Source organism: Neobacillus niacini, from assembly GCF_046591715.1.
Lineage (GTDB): Bacteria > Bacillota > Bacilli > Bacillales > Cytobacillaceae > Neobacillus > Neobacillus niacini_L.
In genome coordinates, this window is the sequence record NZ_JAWVNQ010000001.1 from 594773 (window position 1) to 615278 (window position 20506).

General features: G+C 40.1%; 13 protein-coding genes, 1 tRNA gene and 1 pseudogene. 10 read left to right on the plus strand and 5 right to left on the minus strand.

Annotation, left to right across the window (positions count from 1 at the left end; all coding sequences use genetic code 11):
• Positions 1-5: 5 nt before the first annotated feature.
• Complete coding sequence (gene serC, locus SFC47_RS03060; RefSeq protein WP_411252778.1) at positions 6-1103, minus strand: 3-phosphoserine/phosphohydroxythreonine transaminase; 1098 nt, start codon at positions 1101-1103, stop codon at positions 6-8.
• Positions 1104-1302: 199 nt separating this feature from the next.
• Here serC and SFC47_RS03065 point away from each other — a divergent pair, with 199 nt between their 5' ends.
• The 3 genes and pseudogenes from SFC47_RS03065 (at position 1303) to SFC47_RS03075 (ending at position 3963) form a co-directional block, all read left to right on the plus strand.
• Positions 1303-2115, plus strand: coding sequence for an alpha/beta hydrolase (locus SFC47_RS03065; RefSeq protein ID WP_411252779.1), 813 nt, complete (start codon positions 1303-1305; stop codon positions 2113-2115).
• 935 nt (positions 2116-3050) lie between these two features.
• Positions 3051-3425, plus strand: a pseudogene (locus SFC47_RS03070) (CAP domain-containing protein); the annotation flags it as partial.
• A gap of 172 nt (positions 3426-3597) precedes the next feature.
• Positions 3598-3963: a hypothetical protein gene (locus SFC47_RS03075; protein WP_411252780.1), complete on the plus strand. Its 366-nt coding sequence runs from the start codon at positions 3598-3600 to the stop codon at positions 3961-3963.
• A gap of 67 nt (positions 3964-4030) precedes the next feature.
• Here SFC47_RS03075 and SFC47_RS03080 read toward each other — a convergent pair whose 3' ends face one another.
• Positions 4031-4966: an AEC family transporter gene (locus tag SFC47_RS03080; RefSeq protein WP_411252781.1), complete on the minus strand. Its 936-nt coding sequence runs from the start codon at positions 4964-4966 to the stop codon at positions 4031-4033.
• Between the two features lie 260 nt (positions 4967-5226).
• Here SFC47_RS03080 and katG point away from each other — a divergent pair, with 260 nt between their 5' ends.
• A complete protein-coding gene (gene katG, locus SFC47_RS03085) occupies positions 5227-7437 on the plus strand; it encodes a catalase/peroxidase HPI (protein ID WP_411252782.1) in 2211 nt (736 codons plus the stop codon).
• A gap of 81 nt (positions 7438-7518) precedes the next feature.
• Here katG and SFC47_RS03090 read toward each other — a convergent pair whose 3' ends face one another.
• Positions 7519-7653 (minus strand): hypothetical protein, encoded by a 135-nt coding sequence (locus tag SFC47_RS03090; RefSeq protein ID WP_260631366.1) that lies wholly within the window; start codon positions 7651-7653, stop codon positions 7519-7521.
• Between the two features lie 183 nt (positions 7654-7836).
• Between SFC47_RS03090 and SFC47_RS03095 the strand changes: the two genes are divergently transcribed.
• From SFC47_RS03095 to SFC47_RS03110, 4 genes are all read left to right on the plus strand, one after another.
• Complete coding sequence (locus tag SFC47_RS03095) at positions 7837-8652, plus strand: N-acetylmuramoyl-L-alanine amidase family protein (RefSeq protein ID WP_411252783.1); 816 nt, start codon at positions 7837-7839, stop codon at positions 8650-8652.
• 467 nt (positions 8653-9119) lie between these two features.
• Positions 9120-11732 carry a right-handed parallel beta-helix repeat-containing protein gene (locus SFC47_RS03100; protein WP_411252784.1) on the plus strand — a complete coding sequence of 871 codons (2613 nt, stop codon included), beginning with the start codon at positions 9120-9122 and terminating at the stop codon, positions 11730-11732.
• A 30-nt stretch (positions 11733-11762) separates the two neighbouring features.
• Entirely contained in the window at positions 11763-13073 is a 1311-nt protein-coding gene (locus tag SFC47_RS03105) for a pectate lyase family protein (RefSeq protein ID WP_411252785.1), read from the plus strand.
• Between the two features lie 211 nt (positions 13074-13284).
• Positions 13285-14523 carry a multidrug effflux MFS transporter gene (locus tag SFC47_RS03110; protein ID WP_411252786.1) on the plus strand — a complete coding sequence of 413 codons (1239 nt, stop codon included), beginning with the start codon at positions 13285-13287 and terminating at the stop codon, positions 14521-14523.
• Between the two features lie 91 nt (positions 14524-14614).
• On the opposite strand, the gene SFC47_RS03115 is transcribed toward SFC47_RS03110, so the two are convergent.
• Positions 14615-14688: transfer RNA gene (locus SFC47_RS03115), tRNA-Arg, on the minus strand.
• A gap of 63 nt (positions 14689-14751) precedes the next feature.
• Positions 14752-15465, minus strand: coding sequence for a YwaF family protein (locus SFC47_RS03120; protein ID WP_411252787.1), 714 nt, complete (start codon positions 15463-15465; stop codon positions 14752-14754).
• Between the two features lie 165 nt (positions 15466-15630).
• Here SFC47_RS03120 and mutS point away from each other — a divergent pair, with 165 nt between their 5' ends.
• Together mutS and mutL are read left to right on the plus strand one after the other, a co-directional pair.
• Positions 15631-18225, plus strand: coding sequence for a DNA mismatch repair protein MutS (mutS, locus tag SFC47_RS03125; protein WP_411252788.1), 2595 nt, complete (start codon positions 15631-15633; stop codon positions 18223-18225).
• Between the two features lie 12 nt (positions 18226-18237).
• On the plus strand, positions 18238-20121 hold the full coding sequence (mutL, locus tag SFC47_RS03130; protein ID WP_411252789.1) for a DNA mismatch repair endonuclease MutL: 1884 nt from the start codon (positions 18238-18240) through the stop codon (positions 20119-20121).
• Positions 20122-20506: the final 385 nt, after the last annotated feature.

Here is a 20506-nt window from a genome sequence, read left to right on the forward strand (position 1 = left end):
TTCTGTTATCGGTTTGTATTTTGGAAATGAATCATGAACTCGCTAAAGGCTTTACAAGTTTCATATGGAACGGAGTTGTAAGTAGATGCTCGGCACCCGCCAACAGAACGATGTCCGTTTACACCAACAAATCCTTCAAGTTTTGCCTCACTTAAGAATTTCTTCTCCAATTCTTCATCATTTACTCGGAAAGTAATATTCATAAGGGAACGGCTTTCAGGTTCAGCGTGACCAACATAAAAACCATTGCTTTGGTCGATGACATCATAAATAAGTTTTGCTTTTTGCTTATTCCTCTCACCTAGGGTATTGATTCCGCCTAATTCTTTTATCCAGTTTAACACTTCACCCAGCATGTAGATTCCGAATGTTGGAGGTGTGTTATATAATGAATTGTTTTTTGAATGAGTGCTATACTTTAACATCGTTGGAATGTTTGCATTCCCTTTTTCAATCATATCCTTACGAATGATTGCCACAGTAACACCAGAAGGGCCAAGATTCTTTTGGGCACCAGCATAAATTAAGGCAAATTTGCTGACATCAAATGGCTGGGATAAGATATCACTAGACATATCTGCAATTAATGGTACTTCGCCTGTGTTTGGAAAATCACTCCACTGAGTTCCATATATGGTATTGTTGGATGTCAGATGAATATAGGCATCGGTTGGATTGTACTGTAATTCCTCAAATTGAGGGATTCGGCGATACTGACTTTCCTTATTACTGAAAACGTGATACGGGTCCCCAAATAATTTGGCCTCTGCAAAGGCTTTTTCAGACCAAGAACCTGTCATAATATAGCCTGCTTGTTCCCCAGGCTTTAAGAAATTCATGGGAACCATTGAAAACTGAAGACTTCCTCCACCTTGCAAAAAAAGTACTTCATATTCATCGGGAATCGATAACAATTCTTTTAGAAGGGTAATGGCATGATTATGTACTTCTTCATAGGCTGCACTCCGGTGGCTTAGCTCCATGACTGACATACCAGTGCCGCGAAAATCAATCAGTTCCTGCTGGGCTTTTTCAAGCACCTCCAGTGGAAGGGCGGATGGTCCTGCATTAAAATTATAGGCACGCTGTATTAGTGAATTCATTTTCTCACTCCCCATTTTCATTTATTAGAATATAACATATTTTCTAAAATTTTAAATACAAAAAAACCAAAATAAATCATTGATAGGCCAATATTTTTATTGAAGGCGTTTACATTTATTTTGAATAGCGAGCATTAATTTTTAATATTCTGGTATTATATATGTTGCAAATCCGTAGAACTGAAAGAGGGGTTACCGAATGGGAAGACTAGGTCCTAATGCAAGAGGAAAAATACCTTTATGGGGAAATGTGGAACGAGAAGAAAATGGACATAATACAGATTGTCCTAGTATTGAGCTCTTTTTACTTAATGGAAATGGTCCGTATCCAGCCATGGTCATCGCTCCTGGAGGCGGTTATGCCCGTCGAGCAGACCATGAGGCATATCCAGTAGCAAGATGGTTAAATTCCATTGGTATTTCTGCCATCATCCTCCATTATCGAGTTGCTCCATTTAAACATCCAATACCTTTACTTGATGCAAAGAGAGCTATTCGAATGGTTAGGTTTCATGCTTCTGAGTGGAAAATAGACCCGGACCATATTGGAATCCTTGGATTTTCTGCTGGAGGTCATGTGGCAGCAACTGCTGGAACCCACTTTGACCTAGGAATTAGGGAGGATGAAGATCATCTTGAACGAGTCAGCAGCCGGCCTGATGTCATGGTCCTTTGTTACCCAGTCATTACCATGGGTGACCATACACATGAAGGCAGCAGAACCAATTTGTTAGGTGAAAGCCCTAGTTTAGAAATGATTCAACAGTTATCTCTTGAATTACGAATTACTAAAGATACACCTCCTGCTTTTCTTTGGCATACAGCGGATGACGCATCTGTTGACGTAGAAAATAGTTTGCTTTTTGCTGCTGAATTAAGCAGGCACAGTATTCCTTTTGGGCTACATATTTTTGAAAGCGGCCGGCATGGATTAGGGCTGGCTGAGGAACATCCAGAAGCAAAGGCTTGGCCAAAGTTATGTGAAGCATGGTTAAGAAATAGAGGGTTTTAATGAAAGTTAAATACCCCCAATTTTTTAAAAGATGTATTAATAATAGTAACTTACCCCATATGAAGTGCAAAAAACCGATTGGTATCCGTTACCAATCGGTTTTTTTATGTAGAAAATACCATCAATATTTCTTGAAGAAAAATCAAAAATAAGAAGGCAAAAAAACATTTTTGCAAAAGGGGGTAATTAGTTTGATAAAAAAGCCATTAGGCTTGTTACTTTCAGGGGTTTTAACATTAGGTCTAGCTGCATGTAACAATGGTAATGATGCAGCGGATGAGGTACGTACAGGCAGGATAGATCGAGACCAAACCACTTTAAATGTTGGTAACGGAAGAGATGATGGGATAGATCATAACGGTCCACTAACCGAGGATTACACCAATAATGATAACAATGATAGTGATTGGGATCGAAATGCTTATAATCGAAACAATAATGATGATTTTGTAACCAATGTAAATAATGATCGTCGTACAAATCGAATACACAATCGAAATGTAAATAATGATCGTCAGGCAAACAGAACTGACAACAGAAAAGTAAATCGTAACCACGTTAATGTTGACAATGATAACAATAATGACGATTTGAATATTTCAGCTGACCGAACATCATTGGATAGTAAGAATTACCCTCATACAAAAGCGATATTAATTAAACATGCTCAGTATAGGTATATTCCTTTTGGATCTGTTCAATGGTACCAATTTGGAGGTCAACAAGGAAAGATTCCAGGACAGCAGCAACAGCCGACAACACAAGCACCAGCTGGACAACCAGCAGCACCGGCACCAACTGCACCAACGCCAGCACCTGCTGCACCTAAACAAGAAGCACCAACGCCAGCACCTGCTGCACCTAAACAAGAAGCACCAGCACCAGCTGCGCCGGCACCAAAAACAGAAGCACCAGCACCAGCAACTGGTGATGCTAGTGCATACGTTCAACAGGTGATTGATTTAACCAATGCACAGCGCAGTAAAAACGGTCTGCCAGCTTTAAAACATGACACAAAATTAAGTGGAGTGGCACAAAAGAAATCACAAGACATGGCTCAAAACAATTATTTCTCCCATACGAGCCCGACTTATGGTTCACCATTCGACATGATGAGGGATTTTGGTGTGACGTATAAGTCAGCAGGGGAAAATATTGCTCAAGGACAACGTACACCACAAGAAGTTGTAAATGCTTGGATGAACAGTGAAGGACATAGAAAAAACATCCTAAGCAGTAACTTTACTCATATTGGTGTAGGGTATGAAAAATCTGGAAACCATTGGACACAAATGTTCATTGGAAAATAAACTGTGGGGTAGGGGAATCTTACTTGATTCCCCTGCTTCTTTGAAGGTTTAACCTGTGTATTTATTGGTATTGGTAATGGAGAGTAGAATAGTTTCAATAGGCGAAATCTAGTAAGGGATTAAATTGAATCCTATATTTTTTAATCCACAATCATACTCGGGGGGAATAGCCATGCATACACCGCAGCATTCAATCACGCACATTAACCAATGCCGTAATCTTGCACAGCAATTAATACAACAAACACAGCAGGCAAGCCATCAATACCAGCAGATGCTTCAAAATGAACAGCAGAATGCTCAAGTGCTTGAGCAGATGATACAAAAGGAAAGAATGGCTGTTCAGACGATTCAACAGAGTCTCCAAGGACATGAGTTAGCGATCCAAAGATGCCAAGAAGTCATTGCCCAGTGTAATCAACTAGAACGAGAACTTTCTGCTCAAATGAGTTCTGTTGGTTTTCAGGGGCAAACGTTTGTGAATCCATCGTTTCAAACACAGCAGTTTCAAAATTATCAAAATCCAACGTTTCGTTAATAGGTAAGAAGGAAAAAACAGGAATCTTCATTGATTCCTGTTTTTTAATAAAGGACTAGGTATAAATTCAATTAATGAAAGTTAAAACAAAATATAGAAACGGTATGGTAATCATACACAACAGGGTAGAGAATAGGACTCCTAATGATGAAAAACTAGTATCTGCATTGTATTTCTGTGCATAAAGGGAAATCGTTGGGGCTGCAGGCATGCCAGAAACGAGAACAGCAATAACAAGTAATGGATACGGAATAGTAAGAAGAGCAAATGGCAGCAGCAGCATGGGAATCAACAAGAGTCTGATAAAAGACGCTTTCCACAAGTAGATATTTTTCACAAATATAGAAATGTCTTTACGTTTTACATCTGCAATTAACAGACCGATCATCATCATCGATAGAGGGACAGTCATTTTTCCAACGCTTTCAAGTCCTCTTGAAAGCATATCAGGCAAATGTACCGGAAGGAAAAATATTAATAGGCCGGTTAAAGTAAAAAGAATTCCGGGATTCATGAAAATTTTTCTCCAGTTTATCACCTCAGTACCTTTATTAAACAAGTATATTCCGTATGTCCAAATCAAAATCAAATAACATAAATTAAATATGGTTAAATAAATAATTCCTTGTTCCCCCAAAAGGATATATACTACTGCGTACCCAATGAATCCTTGATTTCCAAAAATGATAAGTCCTTGATACACGCTCTTTTGGTTACCGTCAAGGATAGAACGTCTGCTCATCCAAATAGCTAATAATATTGATAATAGCAGAATGTAGGCAGACATCGAGACGAGCCACAAAAATTCTTTTGCAATGGTGTAAGAAAAGGAAATATCTAATGAAAATAAAATGAGGGCAGGTAAAGTGATATTAAGAATGAGTTGTGTTAGCACATCGTTTGCATGTTCATTTAGGATTCCTTTTTTTCTTATTAGAAACCCCAGCAATGCCATTCCATATAAGACGAACATCTCCTGAAAAAATATATCTGATGAATACATCGGTATCCCCCCTCGTTTACTGTATGAGTCAGAAACAAAGATGGTTAATGGGGTTAATGAATAGGCTAAAGATATTTTCTTTGATGTGAAAAGTCTATTATACAACTTCCTAAATGTTAAAACTTTGTGATAATTTTGATAATCAATGCAAGTTTAAGTAATAGCTTAGTAGAATAGAAATAGAATAATTATAGACATCCAGTTTTATGTTCTCACCACTAGAAGCATAATTATTAATTTCGTAGAAAGGGGACAAATTTATGGACGCTAAAAACAATACAAACACTGGAGCATGCCCGTTTGGTCACGGAGGGGCGACTAGTAACACATCTAGTGGTACATCTAACCGAGACTGGTGGCCCAATCAGTTAAACTTGAACATTCTCCATCAGCATGATAGAAAATCTAACCCGATGGGAGAAGACTTTGATTATGCAGAGGAATTTAAAAAATTAGACTATTATGCTCTAAAGCAGGATCTTCGTGATCTAATGACAACCAGTCAAGATTGGTGGCCTGCTGACTATGGACATTATGGTCCATTCTTCATCCGAATGTCCTGGCACGCTGCAGGTACATATCGGATAGGAGACGGCCGCGGCGGCGGCGGAACGGGTGCACAGCGGTTTGCTCCACTTAACAGCTGGCCTGATAACGGCAACCTTGATAAAGCCCGCAGACTGCTATGGCCGATTAAGCAAAAGTACGGGAACAAAATCTCTTGGGCTGACTTGCTCCTATTAGCAGGTAACGTTGCGATAGAATCAATGGGCGGCAAGACTTTTGGGTTTGGGGCAGGACGCCCAGACATTTGGCATCCGGAGGAAGACATTTACTGGGGAACTGAAGCCGAGTGGCTTGGAGATAATCGGTACAAAGGTGATCGTGAGCTTGAAAATCCACTAGCAGCTGTTCAGATGGGCCTAATTTATGTTAATCCGGAAGGTCCAAACGGTAAGCCCGATCCTGTTGCAAGTGCACGAGACATCCGCGAAACCTTTGGGCGGATGGGAATGAATGATGAAGAAACAGTAGCACTAATAGCAGGCGGCCATACGTTCGGTAAGGCACACGGTGCAGGTGATGCTAGTCAAGTTGGTCCGGAACCGGAAGCGGCTCCTATGGAAGCATTAGGCTTAGGCTGGTTAAGCACCCACGGCAGCGGTAAGGGGCGTGACACCATTACCAGCGGAATTGAAGGTGCTTGGACGGCGAATCCAACACAGTGGGACAATGGTTACTTTGATTTATTGTTTAAATATCAGTGGTGGCTTACAAAGAGTCCAGCGGGTGCCTATCAGTGGCTTGCTGTTAACCCTGATGAGGAGGATCTTGCACCTGATGCAGAGGATTCGTCCATTAAAGTTCCAACGATGATGACCACTGCGGATATGGCGTTACGTTACGATCCTGAATACGAAAAAATCTCCCGCCGTTTCCATCAGAACCCAGAAGAATTTGCAGATGTGTTTGCCCGTGCCTGGTTCAAACTTCTTCATCGTGACATGGGACCTAAAGCCAGATATTTAGGACCAGAGGTTCCAAAAGAAGATCTTATCTGGCAAGATCCAATACCTGCTGTTGATTACGAATTAACAGATGGTGATGTAAAAGAGCTAAAAGAAAAAATCTTAAACTCAGGATTGACAGTAAGCGAGTTAGTGACAACCGCTTGGGCTTCCGCTAGTACTTTCCGTGGCTCTGATATGCGCGGCGGAGCTAATGGTGCCCGAATCCGTCTTGCTCCACAGAAGGACTGGGAAGTGAATCAGCCGGAACAGCTTGCCAAAGTACTCAATGTCCTAGAAGACATTCAAAGTAAGTATGGTAAGCAGGTTAGCCTTGCTGATTTGATTGTCTTAGGCGGTAATGGTGCTATTGAAAAGGCAGCCTTTGATGCTGGCTTTGATGTGACTGTTCCTTTTGCCCCTGGACGTGGTGATGCAACAGAAGAGCAAACGGAAGTAGAAGGCTTTGAAGTACTAGAGCCTATCGCAGATGGTTTCCGCAACTATCAGAAGAAGCAATATCGTGTAAGTCCAGAGGAGCTTCTAGTTGACAAGGCACAGCTCTTAAACCTTACTGCGCCAGAAATGACGGTCCTAATTGGCGGTATGCGTGTTCTAGGTACAAACCATGGCGGATTAGAGCACGGGGTATTCACTGATCGTATAGGAACACTCACGAACGATTTCTTTGTTAACTTGCTTGACATGGGGGTAGAGTGGAAGCCGGTAGAAGAAAACGTATATGTAGGACGTGAACGGAAAACAGGGAAAATCGTTCGTACAGCTACGAGAGTGGACCTTGTATTTGGTTCAAACTCTGTTCTTCGGTCATTGGCGGAAGTTTATGCTCAAGATGATAACAAAGAAAAGTTTGTCACTGACTTTATAGCAGCATGGGTCAAGGTAATGAATGCAGACAGGTTCGACCTTAAATTGAAGAAAGCTCAATTAACAAGGAAATAGATGAAACCTTAATAATAAAGGAAAAACTAATCGGAAATATAACCGATTAGTTTTTTTTATTCTCGAGAAAACTCTAGTTCACTACTTATTTCTTCCTTTACTCTCACCTTTGTTCCCTTGCCCATAACGCATATGGCCGGAATCACCTTCACCTTTTTCATTAGACTTTTTTCCGCCTAAACTGACATTTGGATAGCTCTTTGTATTTTCATCCATGATTTTCACCTCCAATGCTTTATTCTGTTCCTTTTATAAAAAATTATGTTTTTAGGGTTTAAAACAGTGGTAAAAATGCTATAGATTCAGCGTTTTTATATAAAAAAGGTAAATAAATTAATCATCAGCACAATCAAATATGAATTGCAGTTCATATACTGAAAAAAAAGGAGAGTGTATACGATGGCAAAGAAGATTATGTGGGATCCCGGCCATGGTGGTTCAGATCCAGGTGCCGCTGCTAATGGTTTGCAAGAGGAACACTTAACCCTGAAGATTGTAAATTATGCAGTTGCATATATGAGTGCGAATTATACCGATTTTGAACAAAGAGTAACACGTGGTCATGAACAAACATTACCACTCGGTAACCGTGATGATGCTGCGGATGCGTGGGGGGCAAATGTATTCGTATCCGTCCACATAAACGCAGGTGGAGGTACAGGATTTGAAAGCTATGTTTATACTTCCCCCGGACCTTCAGCAAGCGCATTACAAAATATTCTCCACGGAGAAATATTAGCAGCTATGAGACAGTTTGGTTCAATTGCTGACCGAGGCAAGAAAAGGGCGAACTTCGCGGTATTAAGAGAAACAAACATGGATGCGGTCTTAACAGAGAATTTATTTATTGACAACACGAACGATGCCAATAAATTAAAAAATGAAGCATTTTTAAAGGCTGTGGGTGAAGGTCATGCACGAGGAGTTGCAAAGTTCTTAGGGCTGCCTGCTAAACAAGGCTCACAGCCAGCACCAGCACCTGCACCAGCACCTCAACAACCAGCTCAACCTCAAGGGATTGGTATTTTAAAAGTATTAAGCAATACGGTTATACGGGACAAACCTGTCTATTTAGGCAATATTATGGGGCAAGTAGCACCCGGTGAAGAGTACATCGTCCATGACTATCAAACCGGCTGGTTTAACATCGGAGGCTGGGTATCAGCACAACATGTTCAGTTTATGCCGCATAACGATACAAAAATAATACGGTAATCATGCCTCTACTCAATTTGAGTAGGGGTTTTTTAAATTCAATGAAAGAATAAGTTTTCAAATATGTAAAGAGTAATTATACCTATATATCAAGCTAATGTTAGTGTCGAAACACAAACTATTTAACTATCTTTTTAAACAGTTTAAAATATTAAACAGTTATCTAAAAATTTTATATTCTCAAAAAAATCTTAAACTTACATAATACACTTAGACTATAGGAAAGGAAGGTATAAGAATAAGTGGAAGTGTTTTTTTAAAAGGTGTGTAGCAGGAAATTGTTCTCACTCTATGAATAAAGCCTTTTATAAACCTTAAAACTGAAAGCGCTTCCGGAACAATAGTCATTAATGATAACTAACGGTTTATTAGGCAGAGATTCAAAGGATACTCTCTGAGAATAGCTATATGAATTCAATGAAAGTATCAAAAAATTTGTTGCAAAATTGAAATAGGGAGTGTGAAATTTGAAGACTATAACAAAAATACGAAGTGTTTTACTTGCCTTGCTTTTCCTATGCAGCAGCATCCCATCTGCATTAGCAGAAGAAACAGGAGGTAATGAGAACGCAGCCCAAAGCGAGAATTTAGTGTGGCAAAGTGTAACATTTGGTCAGTCTACGGATCTGAATTTTGCCGCGAATGTTTTGCCTGGGAAAATTGGGACAAACCATGCAGTACCAGATAAGCCAGGCACCATTGATGGAAAAATCACCTTGGAGAGCAGGGGAGGGAAGCTGGCTCCAGGACACGATGGATTGACATTCTATTATACAAAGCTCAATCCTGCTATCCATAACTTTGTCTTGGAAGCAGATATGACGATTGAACAGTTTGGTCCGGAAACAGGGGCTGGACCAAATGGACAGGAAAGTGCCGGGATTATGGTCAGAGACACGATCGGTGCACACCGGCAAGACCCGATGATCCTTGGTTATGAAGAGGTTCCCGCTGCTTCCAATATTTTTGGCGTCGGGATGATGCGCAATGGTGTAGCTCCTATCTATAGGACAGGTGTAGTTTATCCTTGGGGGAATCTTGGAAGCCAGTTAAAGGCTTCTCCTTTTACAACAGATTCACAGTATAAAGTTCCAAATGGAATCCCTGTTAAGGTAAGGCTGGAGAGGACTGACACAGAATTTATTATGTCTGCTGTATATACTCATTTGGCTGAAGAAAAAACATTTGAACAACGAGTCAAGGGTGCAGATCTTGTTCAAGTTATGGACAAAGATAATATGTATGTTGGTTTTTATGCAGCCAGAAATGCCAAAATGACGATTCAGAATGCAAAAATCACTCTTAGTGAGGCTCATACTGTACTCACTCCACCGACAGAGCCTGTAGCAGATAAACCAAATATGAGTTTACTTTCGGCGCCGGAATCTGGTTCACCACAGTATGACCTGAAAGTTTCTGCCAATTATAAAGGTGCAATTTCAGTATTCAAAGATGGGGAGGAAGTAGTAAGCGGGGAAGATGTTCAAAAGGATCAACTCTATTCGTTTAATACGTTATTGGATAACGAAACCACTGACTTTACCGTTACCTATACACCAAGTGAAGGACCATCCACTGCACCGATTACCAAAAGCCTTACTGTAACAAAGAGAATTTATTCGAATGGGGCAGGCTTGTTTGTATCACCAAAAGGAACTGGTTCTGCAAAAGGAACCATCGATGATCCCATAGATTTGGAAACAGCCATTAAATACGCCCTGCCGGGTGAAACAATTTACATGCGTGAGGGCATCTATACTCCTGCTAATATCATTAATATTAAGAAGGAATATAGCGGTTCTAAAGAAAAAATGAAAACATTAATGGCTTACAATGGTGAAAAAGTAGTGATTGATGGTCAAGGTAAACTTAGTAATATTCTGCAATTAAATGGAGATTACTGGCGCTTGTTTGGCATACAGATCACGAAAGCAACCTCAAGTGGGATGAGAGTGAGCGGTGACCACAATGTTGTAGAGCAAATGCTGTTCAACTATAACGGTGATACAGGTCTGCAAATTAGCGGCAGTGGCACCAATCCGGATTTGTGGCCGAAGTACAATGTAATCTTAAATTGCGAATCACATGATAACCGTGACCTTTCCGATGAAAATGCAGACGGATTTGCCGCTAAGTTAGGAGTAGGTGCCGGAAATGTGTTTAAAGGAAACATCGCCCATCACAATATTGATGATGGCTGGGATTTATATAACCGGACGAATGAAGGCGCCAATATGCCGATTACACTTGAAGGAAACATTGCCTATTCGAACGGGAAATTGAGCAATGGCTATAACAAAGATGGCAATGCTGGTAATGGTTTTAAACTCGGCGGGGAAGGTTTGCCAGTAGCGCATATTGTTCGCAGCAATATTGCCTATGACAATAATATGGACGGATTTACTGACAATTTTAATCCAGGAAAGATGGTTGTTGAAAATAACACAGCTTTTAATAATAAAAGATTTAATTATGTGTTTCGGATTAATCCATATTTCACTGCTGAAGAGCAGGGGATATTCAAAAACAACCTTTCTTACCGGACTGCTTCCGGTGCGGTAAAAGATTTCATTTCAGGTAACATTGATAGCACGAATTTCTTCTATGACGGATTCAAAACATCCAACAGTGAGGGGACCGTTGTCTCTTCAAAAGACTTTGTTAGCCTAGAGATGCCAGGCAAGGTTGATAGAAATATAGAAGGAAATATACTCTATGGAAGCTTTCTTCGCATCTCTCCTGATAGTTTCCTAAATAGCGCAGGTACTAATAATAGTTATGTTGGTGCTCTGCCAGCAGATCCTGTGTCAATTAGGCTGGAAGGCCCTAAGACTCTAAGAGAAGGGGAATCAGCCAAGCTAGTTGTAATTGCTAGATTCTTTGATGGCACTGAAAAAGTTTTATCTTCAGATGTTCAGTTCAAGAGTGGAGATATCTCCATCGCTTCAGTAGACCAGTTGGGCAATCTTCAAGCCGGTGAAAAAGGAAAAACTTCTGCTATTGCTTTTTACCATGGGTTGGAGGCAAAGCTTGAAATCCATGTAAAACAAATGCCCCCTGGACTAAAAAACAAGAAATGAGATAAATCATTAAATAAAGGAGTGTTCTGAGTGAATAAAACATTTAGCAGCCTTTTAGCAGTCTCTTTGTTATCAATGGGGATTGCCTCGGTTTCATCAGCTTCGTCTGATTTAGGAAGTGAAGTCCTGGCACCAAAGGATGGATGGGCAGCTTATGGAAACGGAACAACAGGAGGAGCAGCCGCTGATGCCAGCCATGTGTTCACCGTAACTAATAAAGCCGAGCTTCTTAAAGCTCTTGGCAACGGCAAGGATCACACTCCTAAAATTATTTATGTTAAAGGTACGATCGACTTTAATGTAGATACGAATAATAACCCAGTTGGACCTGGTTTTTATGCAGATCCAGCATATAATTTTGCCGCCTACCTTGAGGCATATAAACCTGAGGTATGGGGTCATGAAAACGAAGTGTCCGGTCCGTTGGAGGATGCAAGGGCCCGCTCTGCTCAAAACCAAAAACAGCAAATCGTTGTTAATATTGGCTCAAACACATCTATTATTGGACTTGGTGATGACGCCAAAATTATCGGCGGCAGCTTTATTATGAGCGGAGTGGAAAATATCATTATCCGTAATATCGAATTTGAAGCACCTGTTGATTTCTTTCCGCAATGGGATCCGACAGACGGCGAGTTTGGTGAATGGAACTCAGAATATGACAATGTCACGGTAACGAATAACTCGCACAATGTCTGGATTGATCATAACAAGTTTACGGATGGAGAACACCATGATGAGGATTTTGGAAAAGTTTTTGGCAGGACGTTCCAGCAGCATGACGGATTGCTTGATGTGACGAATGGCGCTGATTATGTAACGATTTCTTACAATGTGCTAGAGGACCATGACAAGACCTCACTCATCGGCTCCAGTGACAGTAAAAAGACCGACGAGGGGCACTTAAAAGTCACGATTCACCATAACTATTACAAAAACGTAACACAGCGGCTGCCAAGGGTCCGTTATGGACAGGTACATGTATACAACAATTATTATGAGTTTAATAAAGACTCAGATTATAAGTTTGATTATGCTCTAGGCGTTGGCGTGAACTCAAAAATTTATGCAGAGAATAATTATTTTGATTTTAATTATGATGTTGATCCGGGAGAAATAATTCAGGATTGGAAGGGAACTTCTATCTATGAAAGCGGTTCTTTTGTAAATGGAAAAAGCTCTGCGAATGAAGTGGATTTAGTCAAAGCTTTTAATCAAACACATACTGTCCAGTTAAATGAAAATGTTGGCTGGGAACCATCATTATTTACAAAAATTGATCCAACACAGGCAGTTCCAGCACTGGTAAAAGCGAAGGCGGGGACTGGAAAACTGAAATAGGCTGTTTTAAGAACCCATAAGATAATTATGGGTTCTTGCTGTGTTTGTTTCTAATATAAATATTTCGCTTGACGAAGTAATTTGTCCTGTGCTATTTTTGTATGCATGTTGCGTTTTTTAAACCAGTTATTTACTAATTGCTTTTTTAAATGTTGCTAAACTTTTTAAAAAATATAATACATCAATGGTTTTATAGAAAGGAGAGTAATAGTTGAATACTCTAACAGGCGCGAAACGATTACAACTTGCTTTATTATTAGGCTCACTCGGCCTTTTAGGTCCATTTACAATTGATACGTATTTGCCTTCATTTCCTACAATTGTGAAAGATTATGATACAACTGCATCTCTCGTTCAGGTTAGTTTAACGACATGCCTGCTCGGATTAGGAGTGGGTCAATTAGTTATTGGACCGATGAGCGATGTGCAAGGGCGACGGAAACCGCTAAGGACTTTCCTCTTTTTGTATTTAATCGCTTCGGTAATTTGTGCATTTGCACCCAATATTTACACTTTTATTGGTGCTCGTTTCATACAAGGCTTTGCGGCAGCAGGCGGTCTTGTTATTTCTAGGGCAATCGTTCGCGATCTCTACAGTGGGAGAGAGCTGACTAAGTTTTTTTCTTTATTAATGTTAGTGGGTAATCTTGGACCGATTGTGGCACCGATTGCCGGAGCCATCATCCTGACGTTTACAGACTGGTCAGGAGTTTTTCTAGTTTTATCGTGTATAGGAATTTTATTAGTTTTAATAGTTTCATGGAAACTGGAAGAAACCTTACCCGAGGAAAAACGTGTATCTGGTAATTTCTCACAGGTTGTAAGGAATTTTGGTTCCTTGTTCAGGGATAGAGAGTTTACAGGGTATGCCTTTACTCAAGGATTAATCGTTGCAGGGATCTTTGCTTATGTTTCAGGTATTCCGTTTGTTTATCAAAATATTTACGGTGTCACTCCTCAAGTATTCAGCCTATTATTTGGTGTCAATGGTGTTGCGCTGATTATTGGAAGTCAATTGGTTGGAAGATTAGCAGATTTTATATCTGAAACGACGTTCTTAAAGATCGGGTTATTTACGGCAAATATAGCGGGTGCTGTGTTACTAACAGCACTACTGTTGAAGGCGCCGCTAATTGCCGTTGCCATTCCTATATTCTTGTTTATTGCATCATTAGCCGTCATTTCTTCAACTTCGTTCACGTTAGCTATGGAGAAACAAGGCCATATCGCAGGAAGTGCCTCGGCGCTTTTAGGGCTATTACCATTTGTTCTTGGGTCTTTAACAGCTCCGCTTGTTGGAATAGCAGGAGAGTATTCAGCCATTCCAATGGGGGTTATTATGTTTGCAACTAGCTTTATTGCTTTATTGATTTATTTTGGAGTTGTCCGAAATGCTTTTAAGGTTCAGCCAAGAAGAAAGCTTAAGGGCAATTTTCAAATAAAGGGATAATAGTAACGCCTGACTAATCATCGTCAGGCGTTTTCTTTATTTGATTTTTTAACAAAAATAAAAAGCCTTGAAGGATCAAGGCTTTTTTCTACGTCCCGAAGAGGATTCGAACCTCCGACCTACAGTTTAGGAAACTGTTGCTCTATCCTGCTGAGCTATCGGGACACTTTTTGTTCAACGTTTATAATTATAAATAGTTACTGCGAAAAGGTCAATAATTTATTACTATTAACGGCGGCTGCTGGTTCTCTTTCGAAAAATTAACCAAACGATTAGGCTGAGCACGATTAATAAAAATTCCATTGAAACGATATACCAGGGATACGGACCGAGTATATCCAAAAGACTAGGGGTGCTCGGCTTATGGCTTAAAAACATATAATTTCCATCTACAAGTGTATTAATGAACATAATGATAGGCAATAAAAGATTTAAAAAGACAAACATTTTGACTACTGACAGGATGGTGGGCTGGTAACCTTTTACCCATGTGTAATAAAAGACCACCCAAATGATCATTAAATGTGTATAAAAGAAATGGAAAAAGCGGAAATGTGGGAAGTTGAAGGTCAGCAATGGTGTGAATATGGCTTGTGTTGCTCCCAGCAGTGCTGTAAATAATAAGATTTCATAAATCAATTTTTTCCTAGTAAGCAATAATAACGCTGACAGAATTAAGCTGATACTGCACAAATCTAAGGGAATGGAGTGGCTTACATCCCACATTTCATTTGTATACAGCCAAATATGGTAACTAACTTCTATAACTATTAATGATAACGCAACAGCTACCTCAGTTTTTCTCCATTTTTCATCCTTCAATGTCTCTCGATGGAAAAAAATAAAGTATGAACCAATAAAAAGAATTGCGATGATGATAAAATGGCTGATTGAAAACATTTCAAAAATATAATCACTATTATTGCCGCCAAACAATCCCATTCTATGACCACCTTTTTTCTTTGTTACTTTTTATTTATATGCAGACAAGGTACATCTCCGACCAAAATAAGTATAAAGAAATTTCTACCTAATCTAAGTCTAACCGATTTATGATATAATAGTTTGTCGAAGATACTCGAAATGATTAAAATAGTGGAGGTCATTATGGCTGGGTACACGCCGATGATACAACAATACTTAACGATTAAGGCAGATTATCAAGATGCCTTTTTATTTTTTCGCTTAGGCGATTTTTATGAAATGTTCTTTGATGATGCAATCAAAGCATCGCAAGAATTAGAGATTACTTTAACAAGCCGTGAAGGCGGCAGTGAGGACCGAATTCCGATGTGCGGGGTTCCTTATCATTCTGCCCCTAACTATATTGAACAGCTTATTTCAAAAGGCTACAAAGTGGCGATTTGCGAGCAAATGGAAGACGCAAAATTAACAAAAGGCATGGTTAGACGGGAAGTTGTTCAACTGATTACCCCTGGAACTGTAATGGAAGGGAAGTCATTATCGGATAAAGAAAATAACTACATTTCCTCGATTTCTTGTTTTGACGATGGCACATTTGGATTTGCTTATACCGATCTTTCAACTGGTGAAAGTAAGGTAACTCAACTCTCATCCAACTTTGATGAAGTGTTAAACGAACTAGCCGTTTTAAGTTCTAAGGAAGTTGTTGTCGCAACCGATTTTGACGGAGAATTGCAAAAGAAAATGCGCGAACGTGATGTGCTCGCCATTTCATTCGAAGATAATAGTTCAGTAGAAATGAACTTTTCACATCTGCTAGACAATCTTAATCAAGATAAATTGAAACAAAGTGCAGCAAGGCTGTTTCATTATTTATATCGTTCCCAAAAGAGAAGTCTTGATCATCTTCAGCCGGTGACGACCTATCAAATCCATCAATATATGAAAATTGATTACTACTCTAAACGGAATCTTGAACTAACGGAAACCATTCGTTCCAAAGGGAAGAAAGGCTCTCTGCTTTGGCTTCTTGATGAAACGATGACGGCTATGGGCGGCAGAACGCTGAAAACCTGGATTGACCGTCCGCTAATTTCCCGCAATGAAATTGAGCACCGTCAAACTATCGTTGAAGTGCTTATGAACCAATATTTCGAACGTCAAGAGCTTCGTGAAAAGCTGACAGAAGTATATGATTTAGAGCGGCTCGCTGGCCGGGTTGCTTTTGGAAATGTCAATGCCCGTGACCTTGTGCAATTAAAACGGTCATTAATGCAGATTCCTTTCCTGAAACAAATTCTCTTTGGTATGGGTCATGAAGAGGTAAATAAAATTGCGGAATCACTTGATCCATGTGAAGAAGTAACCGACCTTTTAGAACAAGCTATTGTTGAAAATCCGCCGCTTTCTTTAAAAGAAGGGAACATGATTCGCGACGGCTACAACGAACAGCTCGATCAATATCGTTTCGCAAGCCGTAACGGAAAAACGTGGATTGCACAGCTTGAGCGTGAAGAGCGGGAAAAGACTGGGATTAAATCACTAAAAATCGGCTATAACCGTGTATTTGGCTATTATATAGAAGTAACCAGAGCAAATCTGCATCTTTTAGCTGAAGGGCAATATGAAAGAAAACAGACGCTTTCAAATGCGGAACGCTTTATTACCCCAGAATTAAAAGAAAAAGAGGCGTTAATTTTACAAGCTGAAGAAAAAAGCGGCGAACTTGAATATGAGCTTTTTGCTGAAATTCGCGAGATTGTTAAAGAACATATACCGCGCCTCCAGGCTGCAGCTAAAGCGGTTAGTGAGCTGGACGTTCTCCAATGCTTTGCACAGGTGAGCGAAGAGCGCCGCTATGTCAAACCGAAGTTTTCAACAGAAGGAAAGGTAGTCCTAAAGGAAGGCAGACATCCTGTAGTTGAAAAAGTGCTCAATGCACAGGAATATGTAGCAAATGACTGCTTTATGGATGATGATCGGGAAGTTCTGCTTATTACGGGTCCCAACATGAGCGGTAAAAGTACGTATATGCGTCAAATAGCGTTAACCGCCATATTAGCTCAAATCGGATGCTATGTACCAGCTGATGAAGCTGTTCTGCCAATCTTTGACCAGGTATTTACAAGAATTGGAGCAGCGGATGATTTGATATCGGGTCAAAGTACCTTTATGGTTGAGATGCTAGAAGCTAGAAATGCACTGACCAATGCAACCCAGAACAGTCTCATATTATTTGATGAAATTGGCCGTGGAACCTCCACCTATGATGGTATGGCACTCGCGCAGGCGATAATTGAATACATTCATAAACATATTGGTGCGAAAACATTGTTTTCAACTCATTATCATGAATTAACCGTGCTGGAAAACGAACTTGAGAAATTAAAGAACATCCATGTAAGTGCAATTGAACACAATGGGAAGCTTGTTTTCCTTCATAAAATAAAAGAAGGACCTACGGATAAGAGCTACGGAATCCATGTAGCACAGTTAGCTGAGCTTCCAAAGGAACTAATTAATCGTGCCAATGAAATATTGTCAGCACTTGAAAAACCTGATGTACAGCCTATCGCTGTTAAAAGTCCTGTGAAGGAGATAAAGGAGCAGCCAGCACAGCTGTCATTCTTTGATGAACCAAAAGAACCGAAGAAACAAGAACTTTCTTCGAAAGAAAAGAAAGTAATTGATAAAATGAAGGAGCTTGATTTACTAGATATCACACCACTGCAAGCGATCAATCTGTTGTATGAGCTTCAAAAAAAGTTAAAAAGCTAGGAGGTGACACGTATGGGTAAGATTATTCAGCTTGATGATGCGCTATCCAATAAGATTGCAGCCGGAGAGGTAGTAGAACGTCCTGCTTCTGTTGTTAAAGAGTTAGTAGAGAATGCAATAGACGCTGGCAGTACGGTAATTGAAATTGAAGTGGAAGAAGCCGGGCTTCAGAAAATCCGAATCACGGATAATGGCAATGGAATTGAAGAAGAAGACGTCTTACTTGCCTTCCAACGTCATGCCACTAGTAAAATTAAGAATGAAAATGACTTGTTTCGGATCAAGACTCTCGGTTTTCGCGGGGAAGCTCTGCCAAGTATCGCATCCGTTTCAAGGCTGGAGATGAAAACCTCTACGGGTGAGGGCGCAGGAAATCGGGTGGTCATTGAAGGCGGCAAGGTTGAAGTTTTTGAAAAAGCTTCGAGCAGACGTGGAACGGACCTAACGATTACCGATTTGTTTTATAACACGCCAGCACGCTTAAAGTATATGAAAACCATTCATACAGAGCTTGGTAATATTACCGATGTGGTGAATCGACTGGCACTTTCACATCCTGAGGTTGCCTTCCGCTTAATTCACAACGAGCGAAAGCTTTTGCAAACGAATGGAAATGGTGATGTCCGCCAAGTGCTGGCCTCCATCTATGGAATGGCGATTGCCAAACAGCTAGTGCCGATATCTGGGGAATCGCTTGATTACAAGATTAGCGGCTTTGCCTCTATGCCTGAAGTAACTAGAGCATCAAGAAACTATATTTCTACAATGATCAATGGCCGTTTTATCAAAAACTACCCATTAGCTAAGGCGATTCAGGAAGGATATCATACTTTGCTTCCAATCGGCAGGTTTCCGATTGTTCTTCTCAATATTGAGATGGATCCTTTATTAGTAGATGTCAATGTCCATCCTTCTAAAATGGAGGTTCGGATCAGTAAAGAAGCAGAACTGAATGAATTGGTTACGAATATAATCAAAAATGCTTTTAAATCTAAAGTATTAATTCCTACGGCTTATACCCAAGTGAAGAAAGAGCAGCCCAAGTCTGAGCAAACGACCTTGATTCTAGATGAAAGAACAAACCCTGTTCCAAAGAGTGATGGTTTAAAATGGGATCGCCCAGTTGTCTCTAACGCTATCAAGGAATTTGCACCACCTCTTGAGGTTAAGGTAGAGCCGCGGATTCCTATAGAAGAGAAGGTAGAGCGTGTCGCACCAAATATTTGGGAAGACACACCTCAAAAGATGGACCTGATTGAACCAGAAGTGGATACAGACACAGAACCTTTGGTGGAAACTAACCAAAGTGAAAGCCGGATTCCAAGGTTATATCCAATTGGTCAAATGCACGGTACGTATATCTTTGCTCAAAATGAAAATGGATTATATATTATTGATCAGCATGCGGCACAGGAACGATTGAAGTATGAGTATTTCCGTGAAAAAGTGGGTCAGGTTCATGCTGAGCTACAGGAACTACTTGTTCCAATCACACTAGATTATTCCACTGATGAATATTTGAAAATTAATGAAAACCGTCATGAACTCGAAAAGGTTGGTGTCTTCCTTGAGGAATTCGGAATGAACAGCTATATTGTACGCTCGCATCCACAGTGGTTTCCTAAAGGGGAAGAAAAACAACTTATCGAAGAAATGATTGAACAGCTGTTAATGATGAAAAAGGTTGATATTAAAAAACTTCGTGAAGAAGCAGCGATTATGATGAGCTGTAAGGCTTCCATTAAAGCAAACCGTCATTTACGTAATGATGAGATCCAAGCATTACTCGATGATTTAAGAAAAGCTTCAGATCCGTTTACCTGTCCACACGGAAGACCAATCATTGTCCATTATTCGTCCTACGAGATGGAGAAAATGTTTAAACGAGTAATGTAGTAACCTTCTTAGAATATCTATAGATTTAAAGGGTACGTAAATTCTTTTACGTGCCTTTTTTTATAGGGATCAACCTTCGAGCCTTTCAGTTTGAAGAGCAATTGTGCCCAAAAATACTGGGAAGACGACTTTTCGGTAACAATCGAGCTAGTATTGTGCCCTAAAGTGATGGCGATGCAAATTTTCAGTAACAATCAAGGTGGGATTGTGCCCCAAAAAGAGTGCGAGTCAAAATTTCGGGAACAATCGAGCTGGTATTGTGCCCTAAAGTGTTGGCGATGCAAATTTTCGGTAACAATCAAGGTGGAATTGTGCCCCAAAAAGCTGGCAAGCCAAATTTTCGGTAACAATAACGGGATAAATAATTTTATGCACTCTTTTTATT

Bases quoted from the DNA above. Each gene is read 5' to 3' on its own strand.
- mutS (WP_411252788.1), top strand. From the start codon at position 15,631: ATGGCTGGGTACACGCCGATGATACAACAATACTTAACGATTAAGGCA.
- mutL (WP_411252789.1), top strand. From the start codon at position 18,238: ATGGGTAAGATTATTCAGCTTGATGATGCGCTATCCAATAAGATTGCA.
- SFC47_RS03090 (WP_260631366.1), bottom strand. From the start codon at position 7,653: ATGGATGAAAATACAAAGAGCTATCCAAATGTCAGTTTAGGCGGAAAA.
- katG (WP_411252782.1), top strand. From the start codon at position 5,227: ATGGACGCTAAAAACAATACAAACACTGGAGCATGCCCGTTTGGTCAC.
- SFC47_RS03075 (WP_411252780.1), top strand. From the start codon at position 3,598: ATGCATACACCGCAGCATTCAATCACGCACATTAACCAATGCCGTAAT.
- SFC47_RS03080 (WP_411252781.1), bottom strand. From the start codon at position 4,966: ATGTATTCATCAGATATATTTTTTCAGGAGATGTTCGTCTTATATGGA.
- SFC47_RS03120 (WP_411252787.1), bottom strand. From the start codon at position 15,465: ATGGGATTGTTTGGCGGCAATAATAGTGATTATATTTTTGAAATGTTT.
- SFC47_RS03065 (WP_411252779.1), top strand. From the start codon at position 1,303: ATGGGAAGACTAGGTCCTAATGCAAGAGGAAAAATACCTTTATGGGGA.
- SFC47_RS03095 (WP_411252783.1), top strand. From the start codon at position 7,837: ATGGCAAAGAAGATTATGTGGGATCCCGGCCATGGTGGTTCAGATCCA.
- serC (WP_411252778.1), bottom strand. From the start codon at position 1,103: ATGAATTCACTAATACAGCGTGCCTATAATTTTAATGCAGGACCATCC.